The 24856-nt window shown below is 72.4% G+C and carries 20 protein-coding genes and 1 tRNA gene; 11 read left to right on the forward strand and 10 right to left on the reverse strand.

The annotated features are described in order from the left end of the window. Positions 1 to 53 precede the first annotated feature (53 nt). From ACH4UM_RS16510 to ACH4UM_RS16530, 5 genes are all read left to right on the forward strand, one after another. Positions 54 to 1385 (forward strand): hypothetical protein, encoded by a 1332-nt coding sequence (locus tag ACH4UM_RS16510; RefSeq protein WP_398178881.1) that lies wholly within the window; start codon positions 54 to 56, stop codon positions 1383 to 1385. Beyond that, positions 1382 to 3946 carry a tetratricopeptide repeat protein gene (locus tag ACH4UM_RS16515; protein WP_398178884.1) on the forward strand — a complete coding sequence of 855 codons (2565 nt, stop codon included), beginning with the start codon at positions 1382 to 1384 and terminating at the stop codon, positions 3944 to 3946. The genes ACH4UM_RS16510 and ACH4UM_RS16515 overlap by 4 nt, the downstream gene beginning before the upstream one ends. A 3-nt stretch (positions 3947 to 3949) precedes the next feature. Beyond that, complete coding sequence (locus tag ACH4UM_RS16520) at positions 3950 to 5377, forward strand: PP2C family serine/threonine-protein phosphatase (RefSeq protein WP_398178887.1); 1428 nt, start codon at positions 3950 to 3952, stop codon at positions 5375 to 5377. A 142-nt stretch (positions 5378 to 5519) separates the two neighbouring features. After that, positions 5520 to 6902 (forward strand): VWA domain-containing protein, encoded by a 1383-nt coding sequence (locus ACH4UM_RS16525; RefSeq protein ID WP_398178890.1) that lies wholly within the window; start codon positions 5520 to 5522, stop codon positions 6900 to 6902. Between the two features lie 92 nt (positions 6903 to 6994). Beyond that, positions 6995 to 8434, forward strand: coding sequence for an FHA domain-containing protein (locus ACH4UM_RS16530; RefSeq protein ID WP_398178893.1), 1440 nt, complete (start codon positions 6995 to 6997; stop codon positions 8432 to 8434). A 183-nt stretch (positions 8435 to 8617) separates the two neighbouring features. On the opposite strand, the gene ACH4UM_RS16535 is transcribed toward ACH4UM_RS16530, so the two are convergent. Then, positions 8618 to 9604: a methyltransferase domain-containing protein gene (locus ACH4UM_RS16535; RefSeq protein WP_398178896.1), complete on the reverse strand. Its 987-nt coding sequence runs from the start codon at positions 9602 to 9604 to the stop codon at positions 8618 to 8620. A gap of 140 nt (positions 9605 to 9744) precedes the next feature. On the opposite strand from ACH4UM_RS16535, the gene ACH4UM_RS16540 reads away from it, so the two are divergent. Further along, positions 9745 to 10149, forward strand: coding sequence for a globin (locus ACH4UM_RS16540; protein ID WP_398178899.1), 405 nt, complete (start codon positions 9745 to 9747; stop codon positions 10147 to 10149). Positions 10150 to 10316: 167 nt separating this feature from the next. Here ACH4UM_RS16540 and ACH4UM_RS16545 read toward each other — a convergent pair whose 3' ends face one another. From ACH4UM_RS16545 to ACH4UM_RS16560, 4 genes are all read right to left on the reverse strand, one after another. Continuing rightward, positions 10317 to 11000 carry a hypothetical protein gene (locus ACH4UM_RS16545; RefSeq protein ID WP_398178902.1) on the reverse strand — a complete coding sequence of 228 codons (684 nt, stop codon included), beginning with the start codon at positions 10998 to 11000 and terminating at the stop codon, positions 10317 to 10319. Next, a complete protein-coding gene (locus tag ACH4UM_RS16550; protein WP_398178905.1) occupies positions 10997 to 11434 on the reverse strand; it encodes an acyl-CoA thioesterase in 438 nt (145 codons plus the stop codon). Before ACH4UM_RS16550 ends, ACH4UM_RS16545 begins: the two co-directional genes overlap by 4 nt. Before the next feature lie 8 nt (positions 11435 to 11442). Then, positions 11443 to 13107, reverse strand: a complete 1665-nt coding sequence (gene ettA, locus ACH4UM_RS16555) for an energy-dependent translational throttle protein EttA (RefSeq protein WP_398178908.1) — start codon at positions 13105 to 13107, stop codon at positions 11443 to 11445. A 355-nt stretch (positions 13108 to 13462) separates the two neighbouring features. Further along, positions 13463 to 13538: transfer RNA gene (locus tag ACH4UM_RS16560), tRNA-Arg, on the reverse strand. 321 nt (positions 13539 to 13859) lie between these two features. Between ACH4UM_RS16560 and ACH4UM_RS16565 the strand changes: the two genes are divergently transcribed. The 4 genes from ACH4UM_RS16565 (at position 13860) to ACH4UM_RS16580 (ending at position 20251) form a co-directional block, all read left to right on the forward strand. Further along, positions 13860 to 15473 (forward strand): dynamin family protein, encoded by a 1614-nt coding sequence (locus tag ACH4UM_RS16565; protein WP_398178910.1) that lies wholly within the window; start codon positions 13860 to 13862, stop codon positions 15471 to 15473. 423 nt (positions 15474 to 15896) lie between these two features. Further along, a complete protein-coding gene (locus ACH4UM_RS16570; protein ID WP_398178912.1) occupies positions 15897 to 17789 on the forward strand; it encodes a GTPase in 1893 nt (630 codons plus the stop codon). Between the two features lie 288 nt (positions 17790 to 18077). Then, the gene (locus ACH4UM_RS16575) at positions 18078 to 18581 is read left to right on the forward strand and encodes a single-stranded DNA-binding protein (protein ID WP_398178914.1); all 504 of its coding nucleotides are present in this window, start codon (positions 18078 to 18080) and stop codon (positions 18579 to 18581) included. Positions 18582 to 18916: 335 nt separating this feature from the next. Beyond that, positions 18917 to 20251 carry a TQXA domain-containing protein gene (locus ACH4UM_RS16580; RefSeq protein WP_398178916.1) on the forward strand — a complete coding sequence of 445 codons (1335 nt, stop codon included), beginning with the start codon at positions 18917 to 18919 and terminating at the stop codon, positions 20249 to 20251. A 94-nt stretch (positions 20252 to 20345) separates the two neighbouring features. Here the strand turns inward: ACH4UM_RS16580 and ACH4UM_RS16585 are convergent, their stop codons facing one another. Then, positions 20346 to 21035 (reverse strand): class F sortase, encoded by a 690-nt coding sequence (locus ACH4UM_RS16585; RefSeq protein ID WP_398178918.1) that lies wholly within the window; start codon positions 21033 to 21035, stop codon positions 20346 to 20348. 133 nt (positions 21036 to 21168) lie between these two features. After that, complete coding sequence (locus tag ACH4UM_RS16590; protein ID WP_398178921.1) at positions 21169 to 22218, reverse strand: hypothetical protein; 1050 nt, start codon at positions 22216 to 22218, stop codon at positions 21169 to 21171. Between the two features lie 414 nt (positions 22219 to 22632). On the opposite strand from ACH4UM_RS16590, the gene ACH4UM_RS16595 reads away from it, so the two are divergent. Next, positions 22633 to 22869: a hypothetical protein gene (locus ACH4UM_RS16595; RefSeq protein ID WP_398178923.1), complete on the forward strand. Its 237-nt coding sequence runs from the start codon at positions 22633 to 22635 to the stop codon at positions 22867 to 22869. 129 nt (positions 22870 to 22998) lie between these two features. Here ACH4UM_RS16595 and ACH4UM_RS16600 read toward each other — a convergent pair whose 3' ends face one another. The 3 genes from ACH4UM_RS16600 to ACH4UM_RS16610 form a co-directional block, all read right to left on the reverse strand. Beyond that, positions 22999 to 23238 carry a chaplin gene (locus ACH4UM_RS16600; protein WP_398178926.1) on the reverse strand — a complete coding sequence of 80 codons (240 nt, stop codon included), beginning with the start codon at positions 23236 to 23238 and terminating at the stop codon, positions 22999 to 23001. Positions 23239 to 23437: 199 nt separating this feature from the next. Then, the gene (locus ACH4UM_RS16605) at positions 23438 to 24169 is read right to left on the reverse strand and encodes a chaplin family protein (RefSeq protein WP_398178929.1); all 732 of its coding nucleotides are present in this window, start codon (positions 24167 to 24169) and stop codon (positions 23438 to 23440) included. A 131-nt stretch (positions 24170 to 24300) separates the two neighbouring features. Further along, positions 24301 to 24528 (reverse strand): chaplin, encoded by a 228-nt coding sequence (locus ACH4UM_RS16610; RefSeq protein WP_398178932.1) that lies wholly within the window; start codon positions 24526 to 24528, stop codon positions 24301 to 24303. Positions 24529 to 24856: the final 328 nt, after the last annotated feature.

A 24856-nucleotide genomic window follows, 5' to 3' on the forward strand; every position in this document is an offset into this window, starting at 1 on the left:
GCCGGCGTACGACAGACGGAACACGGAAGACGGAACACAGCGAGAGGTGATCGATGGGCGTCACGGACCCCGCCGGGCCGGTGATGGACCGGGACGAGGTGGACCGTGCGCTGGCGCGGCTCGGCGCGGAGCACGAGGCGATCGAGACCTCGCTCCTGGCCCTGCAGGACCATGCGGGCCGCAGACTCCTGGAGGGCGCCGAGCTCACCGGTGTCACCAAGGAGCGCTGGACGACGACGGAGGCGTCGATAACGCTGCTCTGGGCGTACTTCGACTCCTACAGCGGCGCGCTGCGCACCGCCCGTGAGATCCGCGCCCGGCGCCGCTGGTCCAGCCGCGAGGACCTGGTGGAGCTGACCGAGCTGCTGCGCGGCGAGTCGGTGACGGTCGCCGGTTCCGCCGCGGCCCTCGCGGGCGCTCCCACCCTGTCCGGCCCGGGCCGGCTCAGCCAGAGTTTCTCCCTGGCCACGCTGGTGGACCGGATGAACGAGCTGTACGCGGCCGGCCTGGACATGGTGGTCGCCGCCGACGCCGTGTGGTCGGCGCTGCCCGCCCGGATCGATTTACTGGCCGCGGAACTGCAGCGCACCCGAAGGCTCGCGCACTCGGTCGGCGTGCGCCCCGGCGAGCACCCGGCGGGCGACGACCTGGAGCGCATCACCCGCACCCTGACGAAGCTGCGCGAGCAGGTGGTCTGCGACCCGCTCGCGTTCTGGGTCCCGGCGCAGGGCAGTTCTGCACCCGGCGGCGGCCGGCCGGACACCACGGTGTACGACCGCGAGGCGCGGGCGCTGGAGGAGGTGCGCAGGGAGATCGACGCCGTGCTCGGGGTCCGGCAGGACGCCGAGCAGCGGCTGATCAAGCTGCGGGACGTGCTCTCGCGCGCGGACCGCACGCTCGCCGAGGCGCGTACCGCGCGCGGTGAGGTGCTGGCGAAGATCGCCGCCACGGAGGTGCCGGTGGTCAGCGGCCCGCCGACCGCGCTGCAGGAGCAGCTGGCGACGGCCGCCGAGTACCGCAGACAGGCCCAGTGGCACCGCCTGTCGCCGCTGCTGGAGTCCCTGGAGCAGAAGGCGGAGGACGAACTGCTGCGGGCACGGGAGTCGCTGACGGCGGTCACCGCGCCGCTGGCGGTCCGCGCCGAGCTGCGCGGCCGGCTGGACGCGTACAAGGCGAAGGTCGCCCGGCACGGCCTGGCGGAGGACCCGATGCTGGTCGAGCGGTACGACGCGGCGCGCCGCATGCTGTGGAGCGCGCCCTGCGACCTGCGGGTGGCCGAACAGGCCGTGCTGCGCTACCAGCAGGCGGCGGCCGAGCTGCTCGGCACCGCGCGGGTGCCGGGGCAGGGCGGTCCTCAGGACGGTGACGGTAGGGGGGGTTCATGAGTCAGGCGGGGCAGAGCTGTCAGCGCCCGGACTGCGGCGGGGCGTACGAGGACGTGGGCGGCGGCGAGCTGTACTGCGACACCTGCGGGCTCGCGCCGGTGGTGTCGGCGACCGGGACGGTCGGTTCGCCGCCCACCGGGGTCACCGGCGGTGGCAAGGGCTCACGGGGTTCGGCGGGCAGCGGCGGTTCCCGCTCCAGCGCGCACAGCGGCGGCAGCAGCCGTACCTCGTCGCAGTCGACGGGTTCTTCGAGGTCTCGCCGCTCGGTGTCGGGCCGGCTCTCGCGCTCGCTGTCGGGCAGGTCCACGGGCCGCTTTGTGTCGGTGCGCAGCTCCGGATCCACGACGGGCTCCTCCGGCCGCGGCCGGCTGGGGGCCGGGCTGGTGCAGGTGCCACAGGTGCCGCGCCCCGACCCGCGCTCGATGGTGCTGGAGAACCCGGAGGTCCCGGAGCGGAAGCGGTTCTGCTCGCGCTCGGACTGCGGGGCGCCGGTCGGCCGCGCCCGCGGCGACCGGCCGGGCCGCACGGAGGGCTTCTGCACCAAGTGCGGCCACCCGTACTCCTTCGTGCCCAAGCTGAAGGCCGGGGACATAGTCCACGGGCAGTACGAGGTCGTGGGCTGTCTGGCGCACGGGGGTCTGGGCTGGATCTACCTCGCCGTGGACCGCGCGGTCTCCGACCGCTGGGTGGTGCTCAAGGGCCTGCTCGACACCGGCGACCAGGACGCGATGGCGGCGGCCATCTCCGAGCGGCGCTTCCTCGCGGAGATCGAGCACGCCAACATCGTGCGGATCTACAACTTCGTCGAGCACCTCGACCAGCGCACCGGCTCCCTCGACGGCTACATCGTGATGGAGTACGTCGGCGGCAAGTCGCTCAAGGAGATCGCCAACTCCCGCCGCGCGGCGGACGGCAAGCGCGACCCGCTGCCGGTGGAGCAGGCCTGCGCGTACGGCATCGAGGCCCTGGAGGCGCTGGGGCACCTGCACAGCCGCAACCTGCTGTACTGCGACTTCAAGGTCGACAACGCCATCCAGACCGAGGACCAGCTCAAGCTGATCGACATGGGCGCGGTGCGCCGCATGGACGACGACGAGTCGGCGATCTACGGCACGGTCGGCTACCAGGCGCCGGAGGTCGCCGAGGTCGGCCCGTCGGTGGCCAGCGACCTGTACACGGTGGGCCGTACGCTCGCCGTCCTCACCTTCGACTTCCAGGGCTACACGAACGTCTTCGTGGACCTGCTGCCCGACCCCGACAACATCGAGGTCTTCCGCCGGTACGAGTCCTTCTACCGGCTGCTGGTCCGCGCCACCGACCCCGACCCGGCCCGCCGGTTCGCCTCCGCGCAGGAGATGTCCGAGCAGCTGACGGGTGTGCTCCGGGAGGTCGTCTCCCTGCAGACGGGCCGCGCCCGGCCCGCGCTCTCGACGGTGTTCGGCCCGGAACCGAGGGTCACGGACACGGAGTTGTTCCCCAGGCTGGACGGGGACGTGTCCCGGCTGGGCACGCGGGCCACGACCCGGACGCGCACCCCTGCCCCCGCGCCCGGCGCCGCGCCCTCGGCCGGCAACGCGGCCCCGGTCCCGCCGAACACGCCGGGTGTCCCCGTCACCCCCGCCATCGTCAGGCAGGTCGACTCCCCCGCCGCGGCCCTGGCCCTGCCGGTGCCGCACGTGGACCCCTCGGACCCCAACGCGGGTTTCCTCGCCGGTCTGCTGACTTCGGCACCCGGTGAGCTGATCAACGCCCTCGCGGCCGCGCCCACGCAGTCGACCGAGACCCGGCTGCGCCAGGTCCGCGCCTGGCTGGAGACCGGTGAGTCGGCGACCGCGCTGCAGGCGCTGCGCACACTGGAGGAGCAGGACCCCGACGACTGGCGGATCGTCTGGTACCGGGGCGTGGCCTCCCTGGTCACCGGCGACCACGAGGAGGCGGCGCTCGCCTTCGACGCGATCTACGACGCCTTTCCCGGCGAGGTCGCGCCGAAGCTGGCACTCGGCCTGTGCGCGGAGGTGCTCGGCCAGCTCGACAACGCGGCCGAGTACTACCGGCTGGTGTGGTCCACCGACCCCAGCCATGTGAGCGCCGCGTTCGGCCTGGCCCGCGTCCAGCTCGCCACCGGCGACCGGCGCAGTGCCGTACGCACCCTGGAGTCGGTCCCGGAGTCCTCCATCCACTACACGGCGGCGCGTGTGGCGGCCGTCCGGGCGCGGCTGCGGCACCGTACGGCGGTCGCCTCCGACACGCCGTTCCTCGACGACCTGACCGCCGCCGCCGGGCAGGTCGAGGCGCTGCAGGCGTACGGTCTGGACCCGGCGCGGCGCGAGCAGTTGTCGGCGGAAGTCCTCGGCTGCGCGCTGGACTGGATACTCTCCGGAGGGCGGGCCGCCGACCCGGCCGCCCGGCGGGTGCTGCTCGGCAGCGACCTGGACGAGCGGGGACTCCGCTTCGGCCTGGAGCGCTCGTACCGCACGCTGGCCCGGCTGGCGCCCGGCGGCGAGGAGAGGATCGACCTGGTGGAACGTGCCAACCGTTACCGCCCCCGGACGTGGGTGTAGTTGATGTCCCAGATGCACCAGCAGGCCGCCCTGTCGAAGTGCCCGAGCTGCGCGGAGCCGCTCGAGTCGGGTGACCGTTTCTGCGGCGCCTGCGGATTCGACCTGTCCGCTGCCGCCGCACCGCCGGACGACACGCCGACGCTCACCATGGCGGGCGGCGCGGTGCCACGCCCGGCCGCGCCCGGCGACGACGCCGACGGCTTCGTCTGGCCCCGCGCGCAGCAGCCGGCCGGCGCCGACGCCCCGCCCCGGCGGCATCTGCCCACGGAGCCGGCGGGCACGGAGCCGGGCGGCTCCCCGCTGCCCGCGCACACACCCCCTGCGCACACACCCCCCGCGCCCCACGCATCGCACCAGGAACCCCCCGCACCGCCCGAGCCGGCCCAGTCCCCGCTTCCCGGATCACCGGTGTCGCCGGCCTCGGGCGTACGGTTCGACCGCCCGGCCGAGCCGGACGAGTACCCGCTGCAGGCGCCGGACCCGCGTGTGGCCGCCGACACCGCCCAGGACGAGGGCCCGGCGGTGTGCGTGGCATGCCGCGCCGGCCGGGTGGACAGCGACGGCTACTGCGAGAACTGCGGGCACGCCCAGCCCCGCGAACGCGACCACATGGAGCAGGAGTCGGGCCCGCTGGCGGCGGTCAGCGACCGGGGCCTGCGCCACCACCGCAACGAGGACGCCTTCGCCGTCGGCCGCACCGCGCTGCCCGACGGCTCGCCCGCGGACGTGGCAGTCGTCTGCGACGGCGTGTCCTCCGCGACCCGCCCGGACGACGCCTCGCTCGCCGCGTCCCGGGCGGCGAGCGAGTCCCTGCTGGCCGCGCTGCCCCGAGGCACGCACCCGCAGCAGGCCATGCACGACGCGATCGTCGCCGCCGCGCACGCGGTCAACGCGCTCGCCGAGGAACCCGCGACGGCCCGTGAGCACTCCCCGCACCAGAACGCGCCCGCGTGCACGTTCGTCGGCGCGGTGGTCACCGCCGGGCTGCTGGTCGTCGGCTGGGTCGGCGACAGCCGCGCCTACTGGGTGCCGCTGGACCGGACCACGCCGGCCGCCCGGCTCACCGAGGACGACTCCTGGGCCGCCCAGATGGTCGCCGCCGGCCTGATGAGCGAGGCGGAGGCGTACGCCGACGAGCGCGCCCACGCGATCACCGGCTGGCTCGGCGCGGACGCCTACGAACTGGAGCCGCACACCGCCTCCTTCAAGCCGGACCGGCCGGGTGTGGTGGTGGTCTGCACGGACGGCCTGTGGAACTACGCCGAGACGGCCGAGGAGATGGCCGAGGCCGTTCCCCTCGACGCGGCGGCACGGCCTCTGCACAGCGCCCGGGTGCTGGTCGGCCACGCCCTGGACGGCGGGGGCCACGACAACGTAACAGTGGCCGTCATGCCGTTCCCGGCGCCGCCGCAGGGGGCAGGATCGGCCTGAGGGACGTGGGCCGGGGCACGCGCGCGGAGCCCGGGCCGTCCCTCACACGGGGAACGGGGAAGTTCCGGATGGCCGGAGGGGACCGGTCCGTTCGCAGTCGTCAGCCCCGCTCGCGGGGGTTGTGAGGGGGATCTGAGAAGGCATGGCCAATTTCTCGAAGTCCAGCGTGCCGCAGTTCTCGGTGGACGTGTACCAGAACGAGTACCTGCCGGAGGGCGGCCGGGAGGTCAACGCGATCGTGACGGTCACCGCGACCGGCGGCGGCACGATCGGGAGCGCGGTCGCGGCGCCGCACCTGTACACACCCGGCCAGGGGCCCACCGCGGCGGTGGCGCTCATGGTCGACTGCTCGGGTTCGATGGACTACCCGCCGACCAAGATGCGCAACGCCCGGGACGCCACGGCCGCCGCGATCGACACCCTGCGCGACGGCGTGCACTTCGCGGTGGTCGGCGGCACCCACGTGGCCAAGGAGGTCTACCCGGGCGGCGGGCGCCTCGCGGTCGCCGACGCCACCACCCGTGACCAGGCCAAGCAGGCGCTGCGCAAGCTGAGCGCGGGCGGCGGCACGGCCATCGGCACCTGGCTGCGGCTGGCCGACCGGCTGCTGTCGTCGGCGGACGCCGGCATCCGGCACGGCATCCTGCTCACCGACGGCCGCAACGAGCACGAGTCGCCCGAGGACCTCAAGCGGGCGCTCGAGGACTGCGCCGGCCGCTTCACCTGCGACGCGCGTGGCGTGGGCACCGACTGGGAAGTGAAAGAAGTCACAGGGATCGCCTCGGCGCTGCTCGGCACGGCCGACATCGTCGCCGACCCGGCGGGCCTGGCGGCCGACTTCACGCGGATGATGGAGACGGCGATGGGCAAGGAGGTCGCCGACGTCGCCCTGCGGGTGTGGACCCCGGTGGGCACCACCATCAAGTTCGTCAAGCAGGTCGCGCCCACCGTCGAGGAGTTGACCGACCGCCGTACCGAGGCCGGCCCCCGCGCCGGGGACTACCCGACCGGTTCCTGGGGAGACGAGTCCCGCGACTACCACGTCTGTGTCGAGGTGCCCGCGGCGAACGTCGGCCAGGAGATGCTCGCCGCCCGGGTCTCCCTGGTGGTGCCCCAGCCTGACGGCACCTCCCGCTCGAGCGGAGCCGGGAGTGAGGGAGGAACGGCACAGATCCTCGGCGCCCAGGGCCTGGTACGGGCGGTGTGGACCGACGACATGGCCGCCTCCACCTCGATCAACCCGCAGGTCGCCCACTACACCGGCCAGGCCGAACTGGCACAGGCCATCCAACAGGGGCTCGACCTTCGCAAAGCGGGTGATTTCGATGGAGCAACGGCCAAACTGGGCCGCGCGGTTCAGCTCGCGAGCGCCTCGGGGAACGCGGATACTGCGAAACTGCTTGCGAAGGTGGTGGACGTGGTCGACGCCGCGACAGGTACTGTGCGACTGAAGGCGAAGGTCGAGGACGCCGACGAGATGACTCTCGAGACACGGTCCACAAAGACTGTTCGTGTAAAGAAGTGACGTAGCAGGACCGAAACAGCAACGAGCCCGGCCCCTCGGGGTGGGAGAAAATCCGGTCGAAACGGCCGGAAAGGAGAGGGGGAAGCGCCGACATGCCGACCTGCCCGAACGGACACCAGTCGGGTTCCGACGACTGGTGCGAGGTCTGCGGTCACCGCATGGCCGGTGCCGTGCCTCCTCCTCCCCCGCCGCCCCCGGTCGGCGGCTACGGCTTCCCGCCCGCGCCGGGCCCCGGCGGGCCGCAAGGACCTGGCGGTCCCGGGGGTCACGGTGGACCCGGGGGTCACGGTGGTCACGGTGGACCGGGCGGCCCCGGTCAGCCGGGGGTGCCCGGAGGGCCCGGAGGGCGTGCGCACCTGTCCGCCGTGCCGGACCACCAGCCGGAGCTCTGCCCGCAGTGCCGCACACCCCGCGAGGGCGGTGCGCCGTTCTGCGAGGAGTGCCGGTGGAACTTCCTGACGAACACGGCCACCTCGTACACCCCGGCCGCGCCGCGCCCGCCGGCGCCCGGCCCGGGCCCCGGCCCGGGTGCCCGCTTCCCGCAGCCGCCCGGCCCGACCTTCGGCGGCGACTCCTACGAGTACCAGGGCTCCCGTCCCTCCCAGGTGAACCGGCCCGCCGAGCCGATCCCGCCGGCCCCGCCCTTCGGCGCCGAGCCCCAGGGCCGCCCCGGCGGACCCGGCCCCTCGGGCTTCGGCGGCGACCCCGGCCCCTCGGGCTTCGGCGGCGACCCCGGCCCCTCGGGCTTCGGCGGCGACCCCGGCCCCTCGGGTTTTGGCGGCGACCCCGGCCCCTCCGGGTTCGGCCCCGACCCGTCGCGGGCGTTCCCGCCGCCGCCCGGACCGACGCCGCCCGCCGGTCCCGGTGCGCCCGGTGGTGCCCCGCAGGCGTTCCAGCAGGCCGGTCCGCCCGCTCCGCCGGCGTTCCCGCAGGAGACGGGCCGGCCGCAGCAGGGCGGCCCGTCCTTCGGTGGTGAGGACGACTGGGTGATCTCCCCGCCGTCGTCCCCCGGTCCCGGTGGTCCGGGGGGTCCCGGCGCCGGCCAGGGCGGTGGCTACGGCTACCCGCAGCCCGGTCCCACCCAGGCCCCGCCCGGCCCCGGCTTCCCCCACCAGGCACAGCAGCCGGCGACCTGGACGGCGACGGTCGGGCCGGACCGCGACTACTTCATGGCGATGATGCAGCGCTCCGGCCCCGAGGCCACGGGCCTGAACCTGCCCGCGTACTCACCCGAGCAGCAGCGCACGCTCAGCGGCAACCAGGTCACCATCGGCCGCCGCCGGCACTCCACCGGCGACACCCCCGACATCGACCTGTCGGTGCCCCCGGAGGACCCGGGCGTCTCCCACCAGCACGCGGTGCTGGTCCAGCAGCCCGACGGCAGCTGGGCGGTCGTCGACCAGAACTCGACCAACGGCACCACGGTCAACGGCTCCGAGGAACCGATCCAGCCCTTCGTGCCGGTACCGCTGCAGGACGGCGACCGGGTGCACGTGGGCGCGTGGACCACGATCACCATCAGGCGCGGCTAGCCCCCGTCCGGCCGGAAGGACCAGCCGGACCGGCCCGGAAGGCCGGGTCGGCCCGGAGAGCCGAGTCAGCCCGGAGAGCCGGACCGGCTCGGTCAGTCCGGTCAGTCCGGTCAGTCCAGAAAGCACGGTCGGTCCAGGTACACAGTCGGTCCCGGGAAACACAGTCGGTCCGGGGAAGCCTGGTCAGCCCGGCAAGGACCAGGTGTACGGCCCCTCCGGCTGGTCCAGCCACGCCCATGCGTGCTCGCCGCTCACCGTGATTCCGTAGCGCGGGCGCCGTGGCCGTCCCTCGCCCTCCCACAGGACGTACGCCTCCTGCGCGTCGAGGCGGCCGCGGGTCAGCGCGAGCAGGAAGCGGTACAGCTCGTACTCACGGGCCCGCGGCGGCAGCCCGTCCAGCCGCGGGACGGGCTGCTCGGGCCTGCTCTCGCCGCGCAGCGGCACGAAGTAGGCGGGCGTGTCCAGGAAGTGGCCCTCGGCGTGTGTGGCGTCTCCTACCGTCAGCGCGACCAGCCCGGTGGCGATCGGCGTCAGGATCCGGGCGCCTGGGACGCACTGGGCGAGCCAGGCGGACGGGATCGAGGACAGCTCACACGTGGCGACGATCCGGTCGAAGGGGGCGCGTTCGGGGACCCCGCGGGCACCGTCGCCGGTGACGACCACCGGGTGGTACCCGGCGGCGGCCAGATGCCGGCGCGCCGACTCGGTGATCTCCGGCTCCAGGTCGACCGTGGTGACGAGGCCGTCCTCGCCCAGCCGGTGGGCGAGCAGGGCCGCGTTGTAGCCGGTGCCGGCGCCGATCTCCAGGACCCGGTCGCCGTCCTCCACCCGCAGCTCGGCCAGCATCTCCGCCATGAGCGAGGGCTGGCTGCTGGAGGAGAGAAGCGCCCCGTCGCGCAGCCGGGTGGCCAGCGGGGTGTCGGCGTAGGCGCCACGCAGCCAGCGCTCGCGCGCCCGGGGGTCCGGGCTCTCGCCCCAGCGCCGCTCGTAGCCGCCGGCGACGGCGACGTAGTAGTACGGCACGAAGAGATGCCGCGGCACCGCGGCGAACGCCTCCCGCCACACCGGGTCCGACGCCCAGGCGCCGCTCGCGTCGATCTCGCGCACCAGCTCCGCCCGCGCCGAGGCGGCGAGGTCGTCCGGCTCCTTCTCGACAGCGTGCGCGCCCATGCCTCCACTGTGCTGCGCGACCCGGCACGAGGCGAGTACCGGCTTCGGCCGTCGGGGGCATCCTGCAGGGCGTCCTGCTCACCGATGGGGTTGGTCCGGAGCCGGGAGTCCTCCGTCCGGCGGTCTGAGACCATGGACAGGTGAATGAGATTCGGCGCGGCACGCTTCAGGAGCAGACCTTCTACGAGCAGGTCGGCGGGGAGGAGACCTTCCGCCGGCTGGTCCACCGTTTCTACGAGGGCGTCGCCGGGGACCCCGAGCTGCGGGCCATGTATCCCGAGGAGGACCTGGGTCCGGCCGAGGAGCGGCTGCGGCTGTTCCTGATCCAGTACTGGGGCGGCCCGACGACGTACGGCGAGCGGCGCGGCCATCCGCGGCTGCGCATGCGCCACGCGCCCTTCACGGTCGACCGGGCGGCGCACGACGCCTGGCTGCGGCACATGCGGGTCGCCGTCGACGAACTCGGCCTGTCCCAGGAGCACGAGCAGACCCTGTGGAACTACCTGACGTACGCGGCCGCCTCGATGGTGAACACGCCCGACTGAGTCCCGGATTCCGATCACGAAGTGCTGCCGCGGGCACGGGCGCACCGGCCGCTCCTGGCCGCAGCGCGCCCACGGTCCTGCCGACCACGGCGGTGCCCGCGACGCCCACCGCGATCGGCGCGGCCGCAGACAGGCGGGCCGCAGGCGAACGGGAGCGACCCGCGGCCTCAGCGAACGCTGACGCCCAGCACCCCGAGCCCCGCCTGGCGTACGGCTATCGACCCGTAGGGAGTCCGCAGCCGCAGCCACGTCCCCGACGAGAACAGCGCGAGGTCCCCCTCGCTCGAGGCCGAGGGGGAGCGCAGAAAGCCCAGGGACTGCGCCGCGTGCAGGGCCCGCACCGGCAGCCGGGACTGCCCGACCGTCCGGGACCAGATCTCCCGCCCGATCCGGTCGAGTCCGGCGCGTGTCCGCTGCTCGGGTGACAACTCCTCGCTGCGGGAGCGGAACTCGACGACAGCGGCGGTGACCGCCGCGCGCAGATCGTCCGCCCGGGGCAGCCCCGGCTCGGGCCGCCAGCCGCCGCGCGGCGGGAGCACGCCCGCCCACGGCGGTCCGGTCACCGCGGCCGGAACGGCGGCCGTTGCGGCCCTGTCGTTCACCGACTCCAGGAATTCACCCGCGGAGACGGTCACGTCGAGGGTGACCTCGAGCCCGTTCTCGTACGGCTTGGCCAGCCGCACCGCGCGCACCGCCAGCACCTCGAAGGACGGCGGCCGCCCGAACACGGCGAGCGCGGTGCCCGCCGCCTGCAGACGGACGGCGGCGGAACGGTCGTAGTGGAGCAGCCGGGAGAGGAAGGCGGCGAGGTCCGCCGCCTCCGCCTCGTCGGCGAGGTGGAGCACCGTCATGCGGCGACGGCCTCCTCCTCGCCGTCGGCTTCGGCGTCGGCGTCGGCGTCGTCCATGTACTCCTGGAGGAACTCCCGCTCCTCGGCGGTGATCCGGCGCGGCCGCTGCGCCTCGAAGTCGAACGGCACGATCACCGTCGCGGCCCGTACGTAGATCTGGTCGCCGTCCTTGACCTCGTAGGCGAGGGTGAAGGACGCCGCCCTGATCTCGGTGACCCACAGCTCGATGTCCACCGGCGCGTGCCGGTGGACGAGCTGCCGCTTGTAGTCGATCTCGTGACGCGCCACCACGGACCCCTGCTTGAACTGCTTGTCCGGGCGGAACAGGAAGTCGATACGGGCCTCCTCCAGGTAGCGGAGGAACACCACGTTGTTGACGTGGCCGTACGCGTCCATGTCCGCCCAGCGCAGCGGGCAGCGGTATGTGTGGCGCATCTGCTTGATCAGCCCCGGGTCAGCTTCTTGTAGGTGGCGCGGTGCGGACGGGCAGCGTCCGGGCCGAGCCGCTCGATCTTGTTCTTCTCGTACGACTCGAAGTTGCCCTCGAACCAGAACCACTTGGAGTCGCCCTCGTAGGCGAGGATGTGCGTGGCCACGCGGTCGAGGAACCACCGGTCGTGGGAGACGACCACGGCGCAGCCCGGGAACTCGAGCAGCGCGTTCTCGAGGCTGGACAGGGTCTCCACGTCGAGGTCGTTGGTGGGCTCGTCCAGGAGCAGCAGGTTGCCGCCCTGCTTCAGGGTGAGTGCGAGGTTGAGCCGGTTGCGCTCACCGCCGGACAGCACGCCCGCCGGCTTCTGCTGGTCCGGGCCCTTGAAGCCGAAGGCGGAGACATACGCCCGGGACGGCATCTCGACCTGGCCCACGTTGATGTAGTCCAGCTCGTCGGAGACGACGGCCCACAGCGTCTTCTTCGGGTCGATGTTCTCGCGGCTCTGGTCGACGTAGGAGATCTTGACGGTCTCGCCGACCTTGATGCTGCCGGAGTCGGGCTGCTCCAGGCCCTGGATCATCTTGAAGAGCGTGGTCTTGCCGGCGCCGTTCGGCCCGATGACGCCGACGATGCCGTTGCGCGGCAGCGTGAACGAGAGGTCGTCGATGAGCACCTTCTCACCGAAGGCCTTGTTGAGGTTGTTCACCTCGACGACCACGTTTCCGAGCCGCGGCCCCGGCGGGATCTGGATCTCCTCGAAGTCCAGCTTCCGCATCTTCTCGGCCTCGGCGGCCATCTCCTCGTAGCGGGCCAGACGTGCCTTGGACTTGGCCTGCCGCCCCTTGGCGTTGGAACGGACCCACTCGAGCTCATCCTTGAGCCGCTTCTGCCGCTTGGCGTCCTTCGCGCCCTCGACCTTGAGGCGGGTGGCCTTGGTCTCCAGGTACTTCGAGTAGTTCCCCTCGTAGCCGTGGAGACGGCCGCGGTCCACCTCGCAGATCCACCCGGCGACGTTGTCCAGGAAGTACCGGTCGTGGGTGACCGCGACGACGGTGCCCTCGTACTTGGCGAGGTGCTGCTCCAGCCAGTTCACCGACTCGGCGTCGAGGTGGTTGGTGGGCTCGTCGAGGAGCAGCAGGTCGGGCTGCTCCAGCAGCAGCTTGCACAGCGCGACGCGGCGCCTCTCACCACCGGAGAGGTTGGTGACCGGCCAGTCGCCGGGCGGGCAGCCGAGGGCGTCCATGGCCTGCTCGAGCTGCGCGTCGAGGTCCCAGGCGTTCGCGTGGTCGAGCTCCTCCTGGAGCTTGCCCATCTCGTCGAGCAGCGCGTCCGAGTAGTCGGTGGCCATGAGCTCGGCGATCTCGTTGAACCGGTCGAGCTTGCCCTTGATCCCGGCGACGCCGTCCTGGACGTTCTCCAGGACCGTCTTCTCCTCGTTCAGCGGGGGCTCCTGCAGCAGGATGCCGACGCTGTAGCCGGGCGACAGGAAGGCGTCACCGTTGGACGGCTGCTCCAGCCCCGCCATGATCTTCAGCACGGTCGACTTACCGGCACCGTTCGGACCGACGACGCCGATCTTGGCACCCGGAAGGAAGTTCAGGGTGACGTCGTCGAGGATCACCTTGTCGCCGTGCGCTTTGCGCGCCTTGCGCATGGTGTAAATGAACTCAGCCAAGAGAAACCGTCCGGCAGCTTGAAACTGGCAGTGGGCAGATACACCCCATCTTGCCCGACCGCCACCCCTGGGGGGAAACCCGTCTCCCCTGAGGTCTCTGACCTGCAACTTTGCCCGTCGGCGGCCGTGGATGGCCCGTTACTGCCGGTCATCGCCCCCCGGCCGCGCGGGCCCCGGCCCCCGGCCCGGGACATCTCCCGGCCCCCGCCCCGGCCCCCGCAGGGCGCCGAGCGGCCACTGGCCGATCATGAACGCGGACTCCCCCGGTCGCCCCAGTGCTGCTTCACGAGGTCTCGCAACGGGCCGGTCCGAGGAGTTCGGAGGCCAGGCCCTCGCCAACCTGACTGAGCGTCAGTGGCGCCCCCGGCAGGACTCGAACCTGCGGCCAAGCGCTTAGAAGGCGCCTGCTCTATCCACTGAGCTACGGGGGCCTGGTGTGGTGGCCTCTGTCGTGGTGCCCGGGTGTGGGCCGTGCCGTGACGTTGCCGGAGACAAGGATAGGGCTCCCGGATCCTCGTCCCTGTTGCTTCGCCTCCGTGGCTCAATGTGGAGGTTCGGTGAAGCGGTCCTGATAATCGCAGGCAGGTACGAATCGTGCACCGCTTTCGGCCTCTGGCGCACCGGGTGTTGTGCACTCGTTATGCCTGGACTGCGCCCGCGCCCCAGTCATCCCTTCCGTCCCTTGTGTTCTATCGGCACGCAGACATGCTCATATGCTTCAGAATTCCCCTAAAATTGGGCATTCTTCGCATGTGGTGACCTTGGACGTACGGCCTCAGCTGCTCGAAGCAATCTCCGCCCTGCGCGACCGTGTCGCCGCCGCACGCTTTCCGCTACCCCTCGCAGGGGCTCCGCGCGCGCGTGCCAACCGCGACGAACTGCTCGCACAGCTCGACGACTACTTGGTGCCCCGGTTGAGACAGCCCCAAGCGCCGTTGCTGGCCGTCGTCGGGGGATCCACGGGCGCCGGGAAGTCCACACTCGTCAACTCCCTTGTCGGGCGGCGGGTCAGCGAGGCGGGAGTGCTGCGGCCGACGACGCGTACCCCGGTGCTGGTGTGTCATCCGGAGGACCACCACTGGTTCAGTGGCATGCGCGTCCTGCCGGATCTCACACGGGTCTGGGTGCCCCAGCCCTACCCCGGCGCCGGCGACGACCTGCTGACACCCGAGGACGCCCCCACCCGCACGCTGCGGGTCGAGACCGTCCAGACCCTGACCCCCGGCCTGGCGCTCCTCGACGCGCCCGACATCGACTCCCTGATCGCCGACAACCGCGTCCTCGCCGCCGAGCTGATCTGTGCCGCCGACGTCTGGGTCATGGTCACCACGGCCGCCCGGTACGCCGACGCCGTCCCCTGGCACCTGCTGCGCGCCGCCAAGGAGTACGACGTCACGCTCGTGACCGTGCTGGACCGGGTGCCCCACCAGGTCGTCTCCGAGGTCTCCCGGCAGTACGGGGCGCTGCTGACCAAGGCCGGCCTAGGCGACGTACCGCGGTTCACCGTGCCGGAACTGCCCGAGTCCGCCTGGGGCGGCGGCCTGCTGCCCGCCACCGCCGTGGAACCGCTGCGCACCTGGCTCGTCCACCGGACCCAGGACAGTACGGCCCGGCAGTATGCGATGGCCCGCACGGCCCGAGGCGTCCTGGACTCCCTGAAGTCCCGGATGTCGGAGCTGGCCAGTGCCGCCGCCGCCCAGCACGCGGCCGCGCTGCGGCTCACCACCGCCGTGGAGAGCGCCTACGACACCGAGCACGCGCGCGTGCGCGACCGTCTGCAGGCCGGGGCCGTCCTCGCCGGGGACGCCCTCAAGCGGTGGCGCGCCTTCCCGCTGGACTGCGCCGCCGGCGAACTGCTCGACGCGCTCGTGGAGAGTCTGGGTGCCCTGCTCCTGTGCGCCGTGACCGCGGCCGACGAGCGTGTCGACGACGCCTGGCGGCGCGAGCCGGCCGCCGGCGCCCCGGGGCTCGCCGACCGCGCCGCCTCGCCGGAGAGCGCCGAGCACCGCATCGGACTGGCCGTACGGCGGTGGCGGCGCGAACTCGAGGAGTACGCCGAGGACGAGGTGCGCAAGCTGGACCGGAGCGTCGCGCCGGACCCCGAGGTGGTCGCCGCCCTGGCTGCCACCGGGCTGCTCGGGGGCAGCCGCGCGCGCTCCGCGGGCGAGGGACTCGCCGGGCGGATCAGCGCACACGGCGCGCTGCGGCTGCGCGACCGCGGCGGCCGGCTGCTCACGGAGCACGTGGACCGGGTGATGAACACCGAGCGCGAACGCCGGCTGGCCCCGCTCGACGCCCTGGACGTCCATCCCGAGCCCCAGGCCGAACTCATTGCCGCGCTGTCCGTACTGCTGAAAGAGAGGTGACCGGTGACCGCCGTCACTGACCAGGACCAAACGGAACACGCCGATCAGACGGAGGCCACGGTCCCGGCGGACAGAGAGAGGACCGAGCACAGCGCCGGGGCCACGGACGCCCCGGACCCCGGGAGCGCCCGCCGTCCCCGGGGCACCGAGGCGCCCGGCGCCGGGCGCCACCGCCTGCTCACGTTCGGCCTCGTGCCGGCTGGGGGCGAAGACCCGCAGGCCGGCCGCGTCGCCGGGCGCGACGGTGACCGTGGCGGCACCGCCGCCGACGGCCTGGACCAGAACACAGCCGCAGGGACGCGGACGGAGACAGAGACGGAGACAGGTACGGAGACAGGGGCAGAGGGGGAGACGGGTACGGAGACAGGGGATCGCAGCGAAGGGGTCGGCGAGGAGCCCTCGGTAGCCGACCAGGCTCCTTCCATGAACGCCCCGTCCTCGGAGGCCGCCCTCCACAAGGGCACCCCCGTAGAGGACAGCGGGACCCCGAGGGGCGAGGCTGCTGCCCACGCGCGCGGGGAGCACGACGACCGGCACGCGCGCGGGGAGCACGACGGCACCCGCGTGGGTGCGATGGACGGCGACAGGCGGGATCACACGAAGTCCGACATGGAATCCGACGACATCTGGGACGACGGGCTGATCGCTCGCCGCGTCACCGAGGCCACGGCCGCCGAACTCGTACCCGCCGTGGAGTCCCGCGGCTCCGGGCCGCTGCCGGCGACCCCCCTCGCCTACGACGGTCCGCTGCGCTCACGGCTGGACGCGCTGCGCGAACTGGTGGGCCTGTCCCGCACCCGGCTCGACAGCCGCACCCTCGCCGAGGCGGGCCGCGTCCTGGACGAGGCGGCCGCGCGGCGGCGGCTCTCCGGGCAGCACACCGTCGTGGCCATCGCGGGCGCCACCGGAAGCGGCAAGTCGCAGCTGTTCAACGCACTCGCCGGGGTGGCCATCTCGGAGACCGGCGTACGCCGTCCGACCACCGCGGCTCCCATCGCGTGCAGCTGGAGCGACGGCGCGGCCAGTCTCATCGACCGGCTCGGCATCCCCGGACGGCTGCGCAGACGCCCGGTCCAGGGCCCCGACGGCGACCCGCAGCTGCGCGGCCTGGTCCTGGTCGACCTGCCCGACCACGACTCGGCCGCCGTGCAGCACCGTGAGCACGTGGACCGGATCCTCGGGCTCGTCGACGCCGTCATCTGGGTCGTCGACCCGGAGAAGTACGCCGACGCCGTCCTCCACGAACGCTACCTGCGGCCCCTGGCGGGCCACGCGGAAGTCATGTTCGTCGTCCTCAACCAGATCGACCGGCTCCCGGGCGAGGCCACCGACCAGGTCCTCGACGACCTGCGGCGGCTGCTCGACGAGGACGGCATCGCCCTGGGGGAGCACGGCGAGCCGGGCGCGACCGTGCTCGCGCTGTCCGCGCTCACCGGCGACGGCGTCGGCGAACTGCGCGAGTCACTCGGTCAGTTCGTTGCGGAGCACGGGGCCGCGGCGCGGCGGATCTCCGCCGATGTGGACGCCGCGGCCCTTCGACTGCGGCCCGTCTACGCCACCCGGCGGCGCGCCGGGCTCACCGAGGAGGCGCGCGAGGAGTTCGCGGCACGGCTCGCGGACGCGGTGGGTGCCACCGCCGCCGGCGAGGCCGCCGAACGCGCCTGGCTGCGCAACGCGGGCCGCGCGTGCGGCACCCCCTGGCTGCGGCTGTGGCGGTGGTACCAGGACCGGAGCGAACCGCCCACCGGCCGGCTGCCGATGCGCGCACAGCCGGACGAGGAGGCCACCGCGCGGCAGCGCGTCGAACAGGCGGTGCGCACGGTGGCCGACCGGGCCTCGGCCGGCCTGCCGGCCCCGTGGGCGCAGGCGGTGCGCGAGGCCGCGGCGCGCGGCGCCCAGGGGCTGCCCGAGGCGCTGGACGAGCTGGCGGCGCGGACCGGGCTTCCGCCGGGGCGGCCGCCGCGGCCGGGCTGGTGGCCCGTGGCGGTCCTGGCACAGGCATCGATGACGATCCTGCAGGTCGTCGGCGGTCTGTGGCTGGCCGGCCAGATCATCGGGGTGATGGCGCCGAACCTTGGGGTGCCGGTGCTGCTGATGGTCGCCGGCATCATCGGCGGGCCGCTGGTGGAGTGGAGCTGCCGGATCGCGGCGCGCGGCCCGGCACGACGGTACGGCCAGGAGGCGGAACGCCGGCTGCGGGAGGCGGCCGCAGGGTGCGGCCGGGCCCGGGTGCTGGATCCGGTGGCGGCGGAACTGCTGCGGTACCGGGAGGTGCGGGAGCAGTACGCACGGGTCATGGGGGCGGGGGTGCGGTGAGCCGGGCGGGGCGCACTGTGAGACCCGCTGGGGGCGGGCCCGGCGGGGCCGGTTGGAGCGGGCCCGGTGGGCACGAGTCCGGCGGGGTCGGTTGCCACCCGTTCGGGTGAGGGAGTTTTCCACAGGCGGGTGGTGGTCCACAGGGTCCTGCGGGCTCGGCCCGGCGGAGGCAGTCTGGTTCCGCGGCGATCGCGACGGACGCGGTCGGCACGGCAGGCGCAGCCGTACGGGACGGGCCCGTACGCGTGTCCGCCCGGCCCGCACGGCCGGGTGAGGGAGGGGTTCGCGATGAACGAGACGATGGTCTGCACAGTGGGCAACGTGGCGACGCAGCCGGTGTACCGGGAACCGGCGTCGGGTGGGTCGGCGAGGTTCCGGCTGGCGGTGACCTCGCGCTACTGGGACCGGGAGAAGGGCACTTGGACGGACGGGCACACCAACTTCTTCACGGTGTGGGCCAACCGCCAGCTGGCCTCGAACACGATGGCGTCACTGAACGTGGGCGACCCCGTCATCGTGCAGGGCCGGCTGAAGGTGCGCTCGGAGACCCGGGACGGCAGCAACCGGACCTGGGCGGACATCGACGCGCTGGCCATCGGCCACGACCTCGCCCGGGGCACGTCCGCCTTCCGGCGCTCCGCAAGGACCGAGCCGGGAACCGCCGCCCCGCCCGCGCCGCAGCCCGAGCCCGCCTGGGAGACACCGGCCGGGACATCTGCCGGGACGCCGGCCGAGATGCCTGCCGGGGACACGAAGTCGCCACAGCGGCGGGAACCGGCCGCGGTGACGTGACGACGACAGTCCACTGAAACGGGCCGGGCGAACTGCGGCTTATCGACGAATGCGCTCGGGAACGCCCCGGTGGATTTGTCGATGAGCCCCGCTCGCAGGCGGTTGCGGCGATAACGATTCCGATTCGGATCAGTCATCTGACGATACGACAGAGGAGCTTGGTGCGCAGGGTCCTTAGGATGCCGGACATGGCTCTGTGAGCTTGAAGCTTCTGCTGGTGGGACCTTGCCCCCCACGCCAACGGGTCCTGCTCGAAGGGGAATTCTGTGTTTTCTTCGCACGCTGCGCCGTCCGCGCGCAGGCGAGGGGCAGCCCGCCTCGCCGCCGCGGCATTGATGTCCGGACTGGTCGCCGCCGGTGTGATGGCCGCCGCGGGACCGGCCGCAGCCGTCGGGACGCCGCAGGGCCAGGGCGGGGCGACCGCCACCATGGGTAGCCTCAAGACATACGGCACCGCCGTCGTCCACGAGGACGGTCGGGACTACCAGGTGCCCGCCGGACTGTTCGAGATGTCCGTCGACGGCGGCGGCATGCTGCAGACGTACTGCGTCGACCTCCACGACCCCACGCAGAAGGACGCCAAGTACCAGGAGACGCCCTGGAGCGGCACCTCGCTGGGCACCAACAAGGACGCCGGCCGGATCCGCTGGATCCTGCAGAACTCCTATCCGCAGGTGAACGATCTCGCCGCGCTCGCCGCCAAGGCGGGGGCGACGAACCTCACCGAGCAGGACGCGGCGGCCGGCACCCAGGTGGCCATCTGGCGCTACTCCGACGGCGCCCGTGTCGACGCCGTCGACCCCCAGGCCGAGAAGCTCGCGGAGTACCTGCAGAAGACCGCCGGCGACCTGCCCGAGCCGAGGGCCTCGCTGACGCTCGACCCGCCCGCCGTCTCCGGCCGCCCCGGCGAGCGGCTCGGCCCGGTCACGGTGCACACCGACGCGAGCAGCGTGACGGTGACGCCCCCGGCGGGTGCCGCCACCAGCGGCGTGCGGATCGTGGGGAGGAACGGCCGGCCGGTCACGTCCGTCACGGACGGCGGCCAGGTGTTCTTCCAGGTGCCCAAGGACGCCGCGGCCGGCGCGGCCGAGCTGACCGTGCAGGCCTCGACCACGGTCCCGGTCGGCCGTGCCTTCACCTCCGACAGCCGCAGCCAGACCCAGATCCTGGCCGGCTCCAGCGAGTCGACGGTCGCCGCGACCGCCAGCGCCACCTGGGCCGCAAAGGGCGCGATACCCGCACTGTCCGCGGCCAAGAACTGCGCCAAGGGCGGTGTGGACATCACCGCGGTGAACAAGGGCGGCGAGGCGTTCACCTTCGAGTTGCTGGGCATCCGGCACAGCACCGCCGCGGGCGCGTCCGAGACGGTCACCATCCCGCTGCAGGAGGATCAGGCCTACGACTTCACGATCACCGGCCCGGGCGGCCAGGGCCGGCGCTTCACCGGCGTCCTCGACTGCAAGACCCAGGGCGCCGCGACCGGCACCACCACCCAGACCCTCAGCGAACCCAGCCCCGCCACGGTCGGCGGCACCGCCGGAGGTACGGACCTCGCCGACACCGGCGGCACCAGTACCACCCCCCTGATCGCCGCCATCGGCCTCAGCCTGCTGGTCCTGGGAGCCACGGCCCTGAGCATCGTCCGGAAGAAGAAGACGACCCAGGACTGAACCGGCCGGGCGGTGGCCCCCGGGCCACCGGGAGGGAGCCCGGGGCGTGCGCTGCCCCTGGCTCCCCCGGGGGCGGACTCCTCGCGGCCGTGCGTCACTCGCGCTTGGCCGAGTCCAGGTGGGCGAACACCACCACGTTGGCCTCGTAGTCCTGGACACTGCGGTTGTAGCTGCCACCGCAGGTGATCAGACGCAGTTGGGCAGAGGGTGTGTCCGCGTAGACCTCGTCGTCCGGAAAGTCCTTCTTGCTGAATGTCTGGACGGAATCCACCTCGAAGCGAGCGACGATTCCGTCTGCGCGAGTGATGTTCACCGTGCTTCCGGGCTCGAGTGTGTCAAGCCGCTCGAACACGGCCGGTCCGGTCTTGGTGTCGACGTGGCCCACGACGATCGACGACCCGCGCTCGCCGGGCGAGACTCCACCCTGGAACCAGCCGACGAGATTGGTGTCGTTCGAGGGCGGCGCGTCGAGATGTCCGGAGGAGCCGATGGACAGCTTGGTGAAAGGCGCGTCCACGCCGATGTCCGGGATGGAGATCCGCTCCGGCACCGACCGCGGCAGCGCCTCACCGGCGGCACCCGGGGTCGCCGTGGGCCTTGCGGAGGCCACCGTCACGGGTCGGGCGGGTTGCCTGTGCTCGGCTACAGGGCCGCCGAGGGAGTTGTAGATGAACATGAGGCCCAGTCCGACTGCTGCTGCGGGCCACAGCAGGGCGTGTCGGACAGGAGTTGTCGCGGACTTGATCCAGGGCTGCTCCGGCTGGGGCGGCTGCTGGGCGGCCATGGCAGGGTGCCTTTCGTGAAAGAGGGTGGCGGTGAGACGTGCGGATCTGTGGAAACGCCGCTGTCGCGGCCTCTGTCACCCTCGGGGATGACTGAGGCCGCGACAGCACAGCGAGGTGGTGACAGGAACCGGATCAGGCCGCGGTATTCGAGGCATTGCGGCGGCGCAGCATGTACGCGCCGGCGCCGAGGCCGCCGAGCACCAGTGTGGCACCTGCGGCCAGGTTGCCTCCGGTCGTCGCCAGGCCGCCGCCACCGGCGTGGACACCACCGTGCGGCTTCTTGCCGTTCCCGTCCTCGTCGTCGCCCTTGGACCTGCCGTGGCGGCCCTCGTCGGAGTCGTCGCCCTTCGACCTGCCGTGGCGGCCCTCGTCGGAGTCGTCGCCCTTCGACCTGCCGTGGCGGCCCTCGTCGGAGTCGTCGCCCTTGGACCTGCCGTGGTCGTCGTTGCCGTACCCGCCGTCCTCGCCGGTCCGCAGGGCCAGGGCACCACCACCGGCGTGAACACCACCGTGCGGCTTCTTGCCGTTCCCGCCCTCGTCGTCGTCGCCCTTCGACTTGCCGTGGTCGTCGTCGCCCTTGGACTTGCCGTGACCGCCCTCGTCCGAGTCGTCGCCCTTCGACTTGCCGTGGTCGTCGTCGCCCTTGGACTTGCCGTGACCGCCCTCGTCCGAGTCGTCGCCCTTCGACTTGCCGTGGCGGCCCTCGTCGGAGTCGTCGCCCTTGGACCTGCCGTGGTCGTCGTTGCCGTACCCGCCGTCCTCGCCGGTCCGCAGGGCCAGGGCACCACCACCGGCGTGAACACCACCGTGCGGCTTCTTGCCGTTCCCGCCCTCGTCGTCGTCGCCCTTCGACTTGCCGTGGTCGTCGTCGCCCTTGGACTTGCCGTGACCGCCCTCGTCCGAGTCGTCGCCCTTCGACTTGCCGTGGTCGTCGTCGCCCTTGGACTTGCCGTGACCGCCCTCGTCCGAGTCGTCGCCCTTGGACCTGCCGTGGTCGTCGTTGCCGTACCCGCCGTCCTCGGACCCGTCGTCCTTGGACTTGCCGTGGTCCTCGCCGCTGTACGAGGACATGCCGACGGAAGTCGAAAGCTCCGCCAGGGTGAGGGCGCTGGCCGCGGGAGTGGAGATGGCCACGGCTGTGGCGATCGCCGCAGAGACGAACAGCGTACGGGTGATTCGCATGTGAGGTATTCCTTCCGCCGTCCCTGCGACAGCCGACACAACGCCGACTCATTCGGAATCGCAGGTGCGACGTGATCACCTTCAGCGAGATGACGGCGCCTCACCACTGGGGCGCCGCATTCGGACTACCTGATGGTCTCTTCGAGTGCCCACGGATCGGGCAGGGGCCGAACCGACATGCTGTCAGCCGCCCGGCATCCCCGGCCGGATCGGACAGTCACGGCTTCGGGTGCCGGGCGATCCGGCGCCGTCCCCGGCGAGGTGGGCGAGGTGCGGGGCCGGCCTCGGGCGCACAGGCGATCCACGGAGCGGAGGACTTGGCGGCACGTCACCGAACCACGGTGTCCCTCAGCGTGTCGTCGCGCCACGGCCGTCGTTGCCCCAGGTATGGAGGATGATCCAATCAAGAGGGCCATGCCCCAGTTGCTCGACGCGTACTGGCTCGACTCCCCGGTGCTGGAACACAGCGGCTGCGGATGTTCCGGACTGGACCGGAAGCGGACGCGCTGGATGGGCCTCGGCAGCAGAGTGCTGATCCGCGCTCTGACATTGGCCCTCGCGGCGGCGCCGGCGATGGCGGCAGCCGCCATGAAACTGAGGGTGTGGAGAACCCGGCGGGCATCGGCAGGGCACACCAAGCCGGCTCGCTGAACCGGTGACCCAGGGCCGCATCCCCCACGGACCGGGCGAACCGAGGTCTCATCACTCGGCTCGCCCGGGCAGGAGCACCGGCCGCTCGCCCGGGCGGTAGAGCGGCCGGTGGAAGAGTCCGCGACTGGATCAGCCGTTGGTGCAGCCGCTGCCGGCCGCCGGGTTCAGCAGGCCGATGACGTCGACGGTGTCACCGCAGGCGCTCACCGGAACGTGGACCGGGGCCTCGGCAACGTTGCCCGCAAGAACGCCGGGAGAGCCACTGGCAGTTCCGACGGCACCACTGTCGGCGGCGGCGATACCGGCGGTACCCGCGACGGCGGCGGCGGCGACGGAGGTGAGGGCCAGGCCCTTCACGATACGCAACATGGGAAGTGCTCCTTGGGGGTGATTAAACATCGGGGCGAATGCCCGCTGCTGTGTAAACGCACCAGCCACTCGCAGGTTGTGCGCCAATGGAGTGATCCGTTCGCGACGGCCACGCTCCCGCGAGACGCACGGGAGCACCCGCACACGACCTGCTCAAGCGTCGTGCGCAGGTGCTCCTGGCGGTGCGTGCAACCGGCATCTAGCGGTGGCCCATGGCCCGCCCCCGCCGGTACAGGAAGACTCCGCCGACCATCAGTGCGGCGCCGGCGCTCGAGGCTGCGAGCAGCTCCTTGCTGCCGGTCTCGGCAAGGGTGTCCCGGGCTCCGGGAGTGGAGGGGTTTTCAACCGCAACGGTCTGGGGGGTGTGCGACGGCCGGGGAGCCGGCATGGTCGCGGGCTGCGACGGCTGACTGGTACCCGAGGTCCGGGGCACGTCCGGCGTGCTGGGGACACCGGGGGAGGTCGGGGTGACGACGGGAGTCCGGGCGGGCGGCGTCGAGGCGGACTGCGGCACGTCGACCGGCACCGAGGCGGTACCGCCGCCGCCGGTGCCGCACGCGTTGCCGGAAACCGGGTTGGCAGCGCCGACCACATCCACGGAGTTCCCGCACGCGTTCACCGGAACATTCACCGGCACCTGGACTTCGTTGCCCGAAATCACACCGGGCGAGTTCGAGGTGCCGCCGGCGGCAGCGGCCTGCGGCACACCGGCAGTCCCGGAGGTGTTGGCGCACGAGTTGCCGAAGGCCGGGTTGAGAAGGCCGACGACGTTCGCGGAGTTCCCGCACACGTTCACCGGAACGTCCACCGGCGCCTGAACGGTGTTGCCCGACAGCACACCGGGCGAGCCGTCGGCTGCCCCGTCCGCGCCGGCGTCGGCGAAAGCCGTGGTGCTGTACAGGGACAGGAGGCTCGTCGCGGCGGCAGCCACGACCGTTCCCCTACTCAGGGTCTGTCGCACTTTCAGTTGTCTTCCTGCTTGGAGAGGTGGGAAAAGCCGGCCTTGGCACCGAAGAGGTCCAAGGCCGGCTGTGACACAGCTGTGTGGCTGGTGCGGTGACGTCAGCCGTTGGCGCAGGTGTTGGCGGCCGTCGGGTTGAGCAGGCTGATGAGGCCGAGCGAGTTGCCGCACGCGTTGAGCGGGATGTGCACCGGGACCTGGACCGTGTTGCCGGAGAGCACGCCCGGGGAGTCGCTGGCGGTGCCGGTGGCCCCCGCGTCCGCGAACGCCGGAGCGGCCACACCCATGGCCATGATCGCCCCAGCGATGACAGCAGCGCTCTTCTTCATGAACTTTCCCTTCTCTTCTCTGCGGCCAGGTCTCTGTGTCGGCCGTAACCGAGCGAGCGAAGGTTGAACGGCTCGCACCATGACCTGCAGGCTGTAAACGAGAGATAGACGACCGAAGAAACTGCAAAGCGCAGGCCTCGCTGCAATTCACCCGAATGCCGTGCATGGAAGCGCCGCCCGAGCGAAACCCGACAAGAGACGCTTCATATAAGAATGGTTGAGGACCGGAAACCGAGTGAACCCGCACGCCGGCGCGTTTCCGCAGGTCTGCTTGGCACCGATGCTCGGAGGCCGCGCCGCCTCGCAGCGGTTCCCTCTGCATTCTGCG

The sequence above is a fragment of the Streptomyces sp. NPDC020801 genome (assembly GCF_044334385.1).
In the GTDB taxonomy this organism is placed as follows: domain Bacteria; phylum Actinomycetota; class Actinomycetes; order Streptomycetales; family Streptomycetaceae; genus Streptomyces.

What these genes read in the sequence shown, in the direction of transcription:
- ACH4UM_RS16510 (WP_398178881.1), top strand. Translation starts at nt 54, where the DNA reads ATGGGCGTCACGGACCCCGCCGGGCCGGTGATGGACCGGGACGAGGTG.
- ACH4UM_RS16515 (WP_398178884.1), top strand. Translation starts at nt 1,382, where the DNA reads ATGAGTCAGGCGGGGCAGAGCTGTCAGCGCCCGGACTGCGGCGGGGCG.
- ACH4UM_RS16520 (WP_398178887.1), top strand. Translation starts at nt 3,950, where the DNA reads ATGTCCCAGATGCACCAGCAGGCCGCCCTGTCGAAGTGCCCGAGCTGC.
- ACH4UM_RS16525 (WP_398178890.1), top strand. Translation starts at nt 5,520, where the DNA reads ATGGCCAATTTCTCGAAGTCCAGCGTGCCGCAGTTCTCGGTGGACGTG.
- ACH4UM_RS16530 (WP_398178893.1), top strand. Translation starts at nt 6,995, where the DNA reads ATGCCGACCTGCCCGAACGGACACCAGTCGGGTTCCGACGACTGGTGC.
- ACH4UM_RS16535 (WP_398178896.1), bottom strand. Translation starts at nt 9,604, where the DNA reads ATGGGCGCGCACGCTGTCGAGAAGGAGCCGGACGACCTCGCCGCCTCG.
- ACH4UM_RS16545 (WP_398178902.1), bottom strand. Translation starts at nt 11,000, where the DNA reads ATGACGGTGCTCCACCTCGCCGACGAGGCGGAGGCGGCGGACCTCGCC.
- ACH4UM_RS16550 (WP_398178905.1), bottom strand. Translation starts at nt 11,434, where the DNA reads ATGCGCCACACATACCGCTGCCCGCTGCGCTGGGCGGACATGGACGCG.
- ACH4UM_RS16570 (WP_398178912.1), top strand. Translation starts at nt 15,897, where the DNA reads ATGAACGCCCCGTCCTCGGAGGCCGCCCTCCACAAGGGCACCCCCGTA.
- ACH4UM_RS16575 (WP_398178914.1), top strand. Translation starts at nt 18,078, where the DNA reads ATGAACGAGACGATGGTCTGCACAGTGGGCAACGTGGCGACGCAGCCG.
- ACH4UM_RS16580 (WP_398178916.1), top strand. Translation starts at nt 18,917, where the DNA reads ATGTCCGGACTGGTCGCCGCCGGTGTGATGGCCGCCGCGGGACCGGCC.
- ACH4UM_RS16585 (WP_398178918.1), bottom strand. Translation starts at nt 21,035, where the DNA reads ATGGCCGCCCAGCAGCCGCCCCAGCCGGAGCAGCCCTGGATCAAGTCC.
- ACH4UM_RS16590 (WP_398178921.1), bottom strand. Translation starts at nt 22,218, where the DNA reads ATGCGAATCACCCGTACGCTGTTCGTCTCTGCGGCGATCGCCACAGCC.
- ACH4UM_RS16595 (WP_398178923.1), top strand. Translation starts at nt 22,633, where the DNA reads ATGCCCCAGTTGCTCGACGCGTACTGGCTCGACTCCCCGGTGCTGGAA.
- ACH4UM_RS16600 (WP_398178926.1), bottom strand. Translation starts at nt 23,238, where the DNA reads ATGTTGCGTATCGTGAAGGGCCTGGCCCTCACCTCCGTCGCCGCCGCC.
- ACH4UM_RS16610 (WP_398178932.1), bottom strand. Translation starts at nt 24,528, where the DNA reads ATGAAGAAGAGCGCTGCTGTCATCGCTGGGGCGATCATGGCCATGGGT.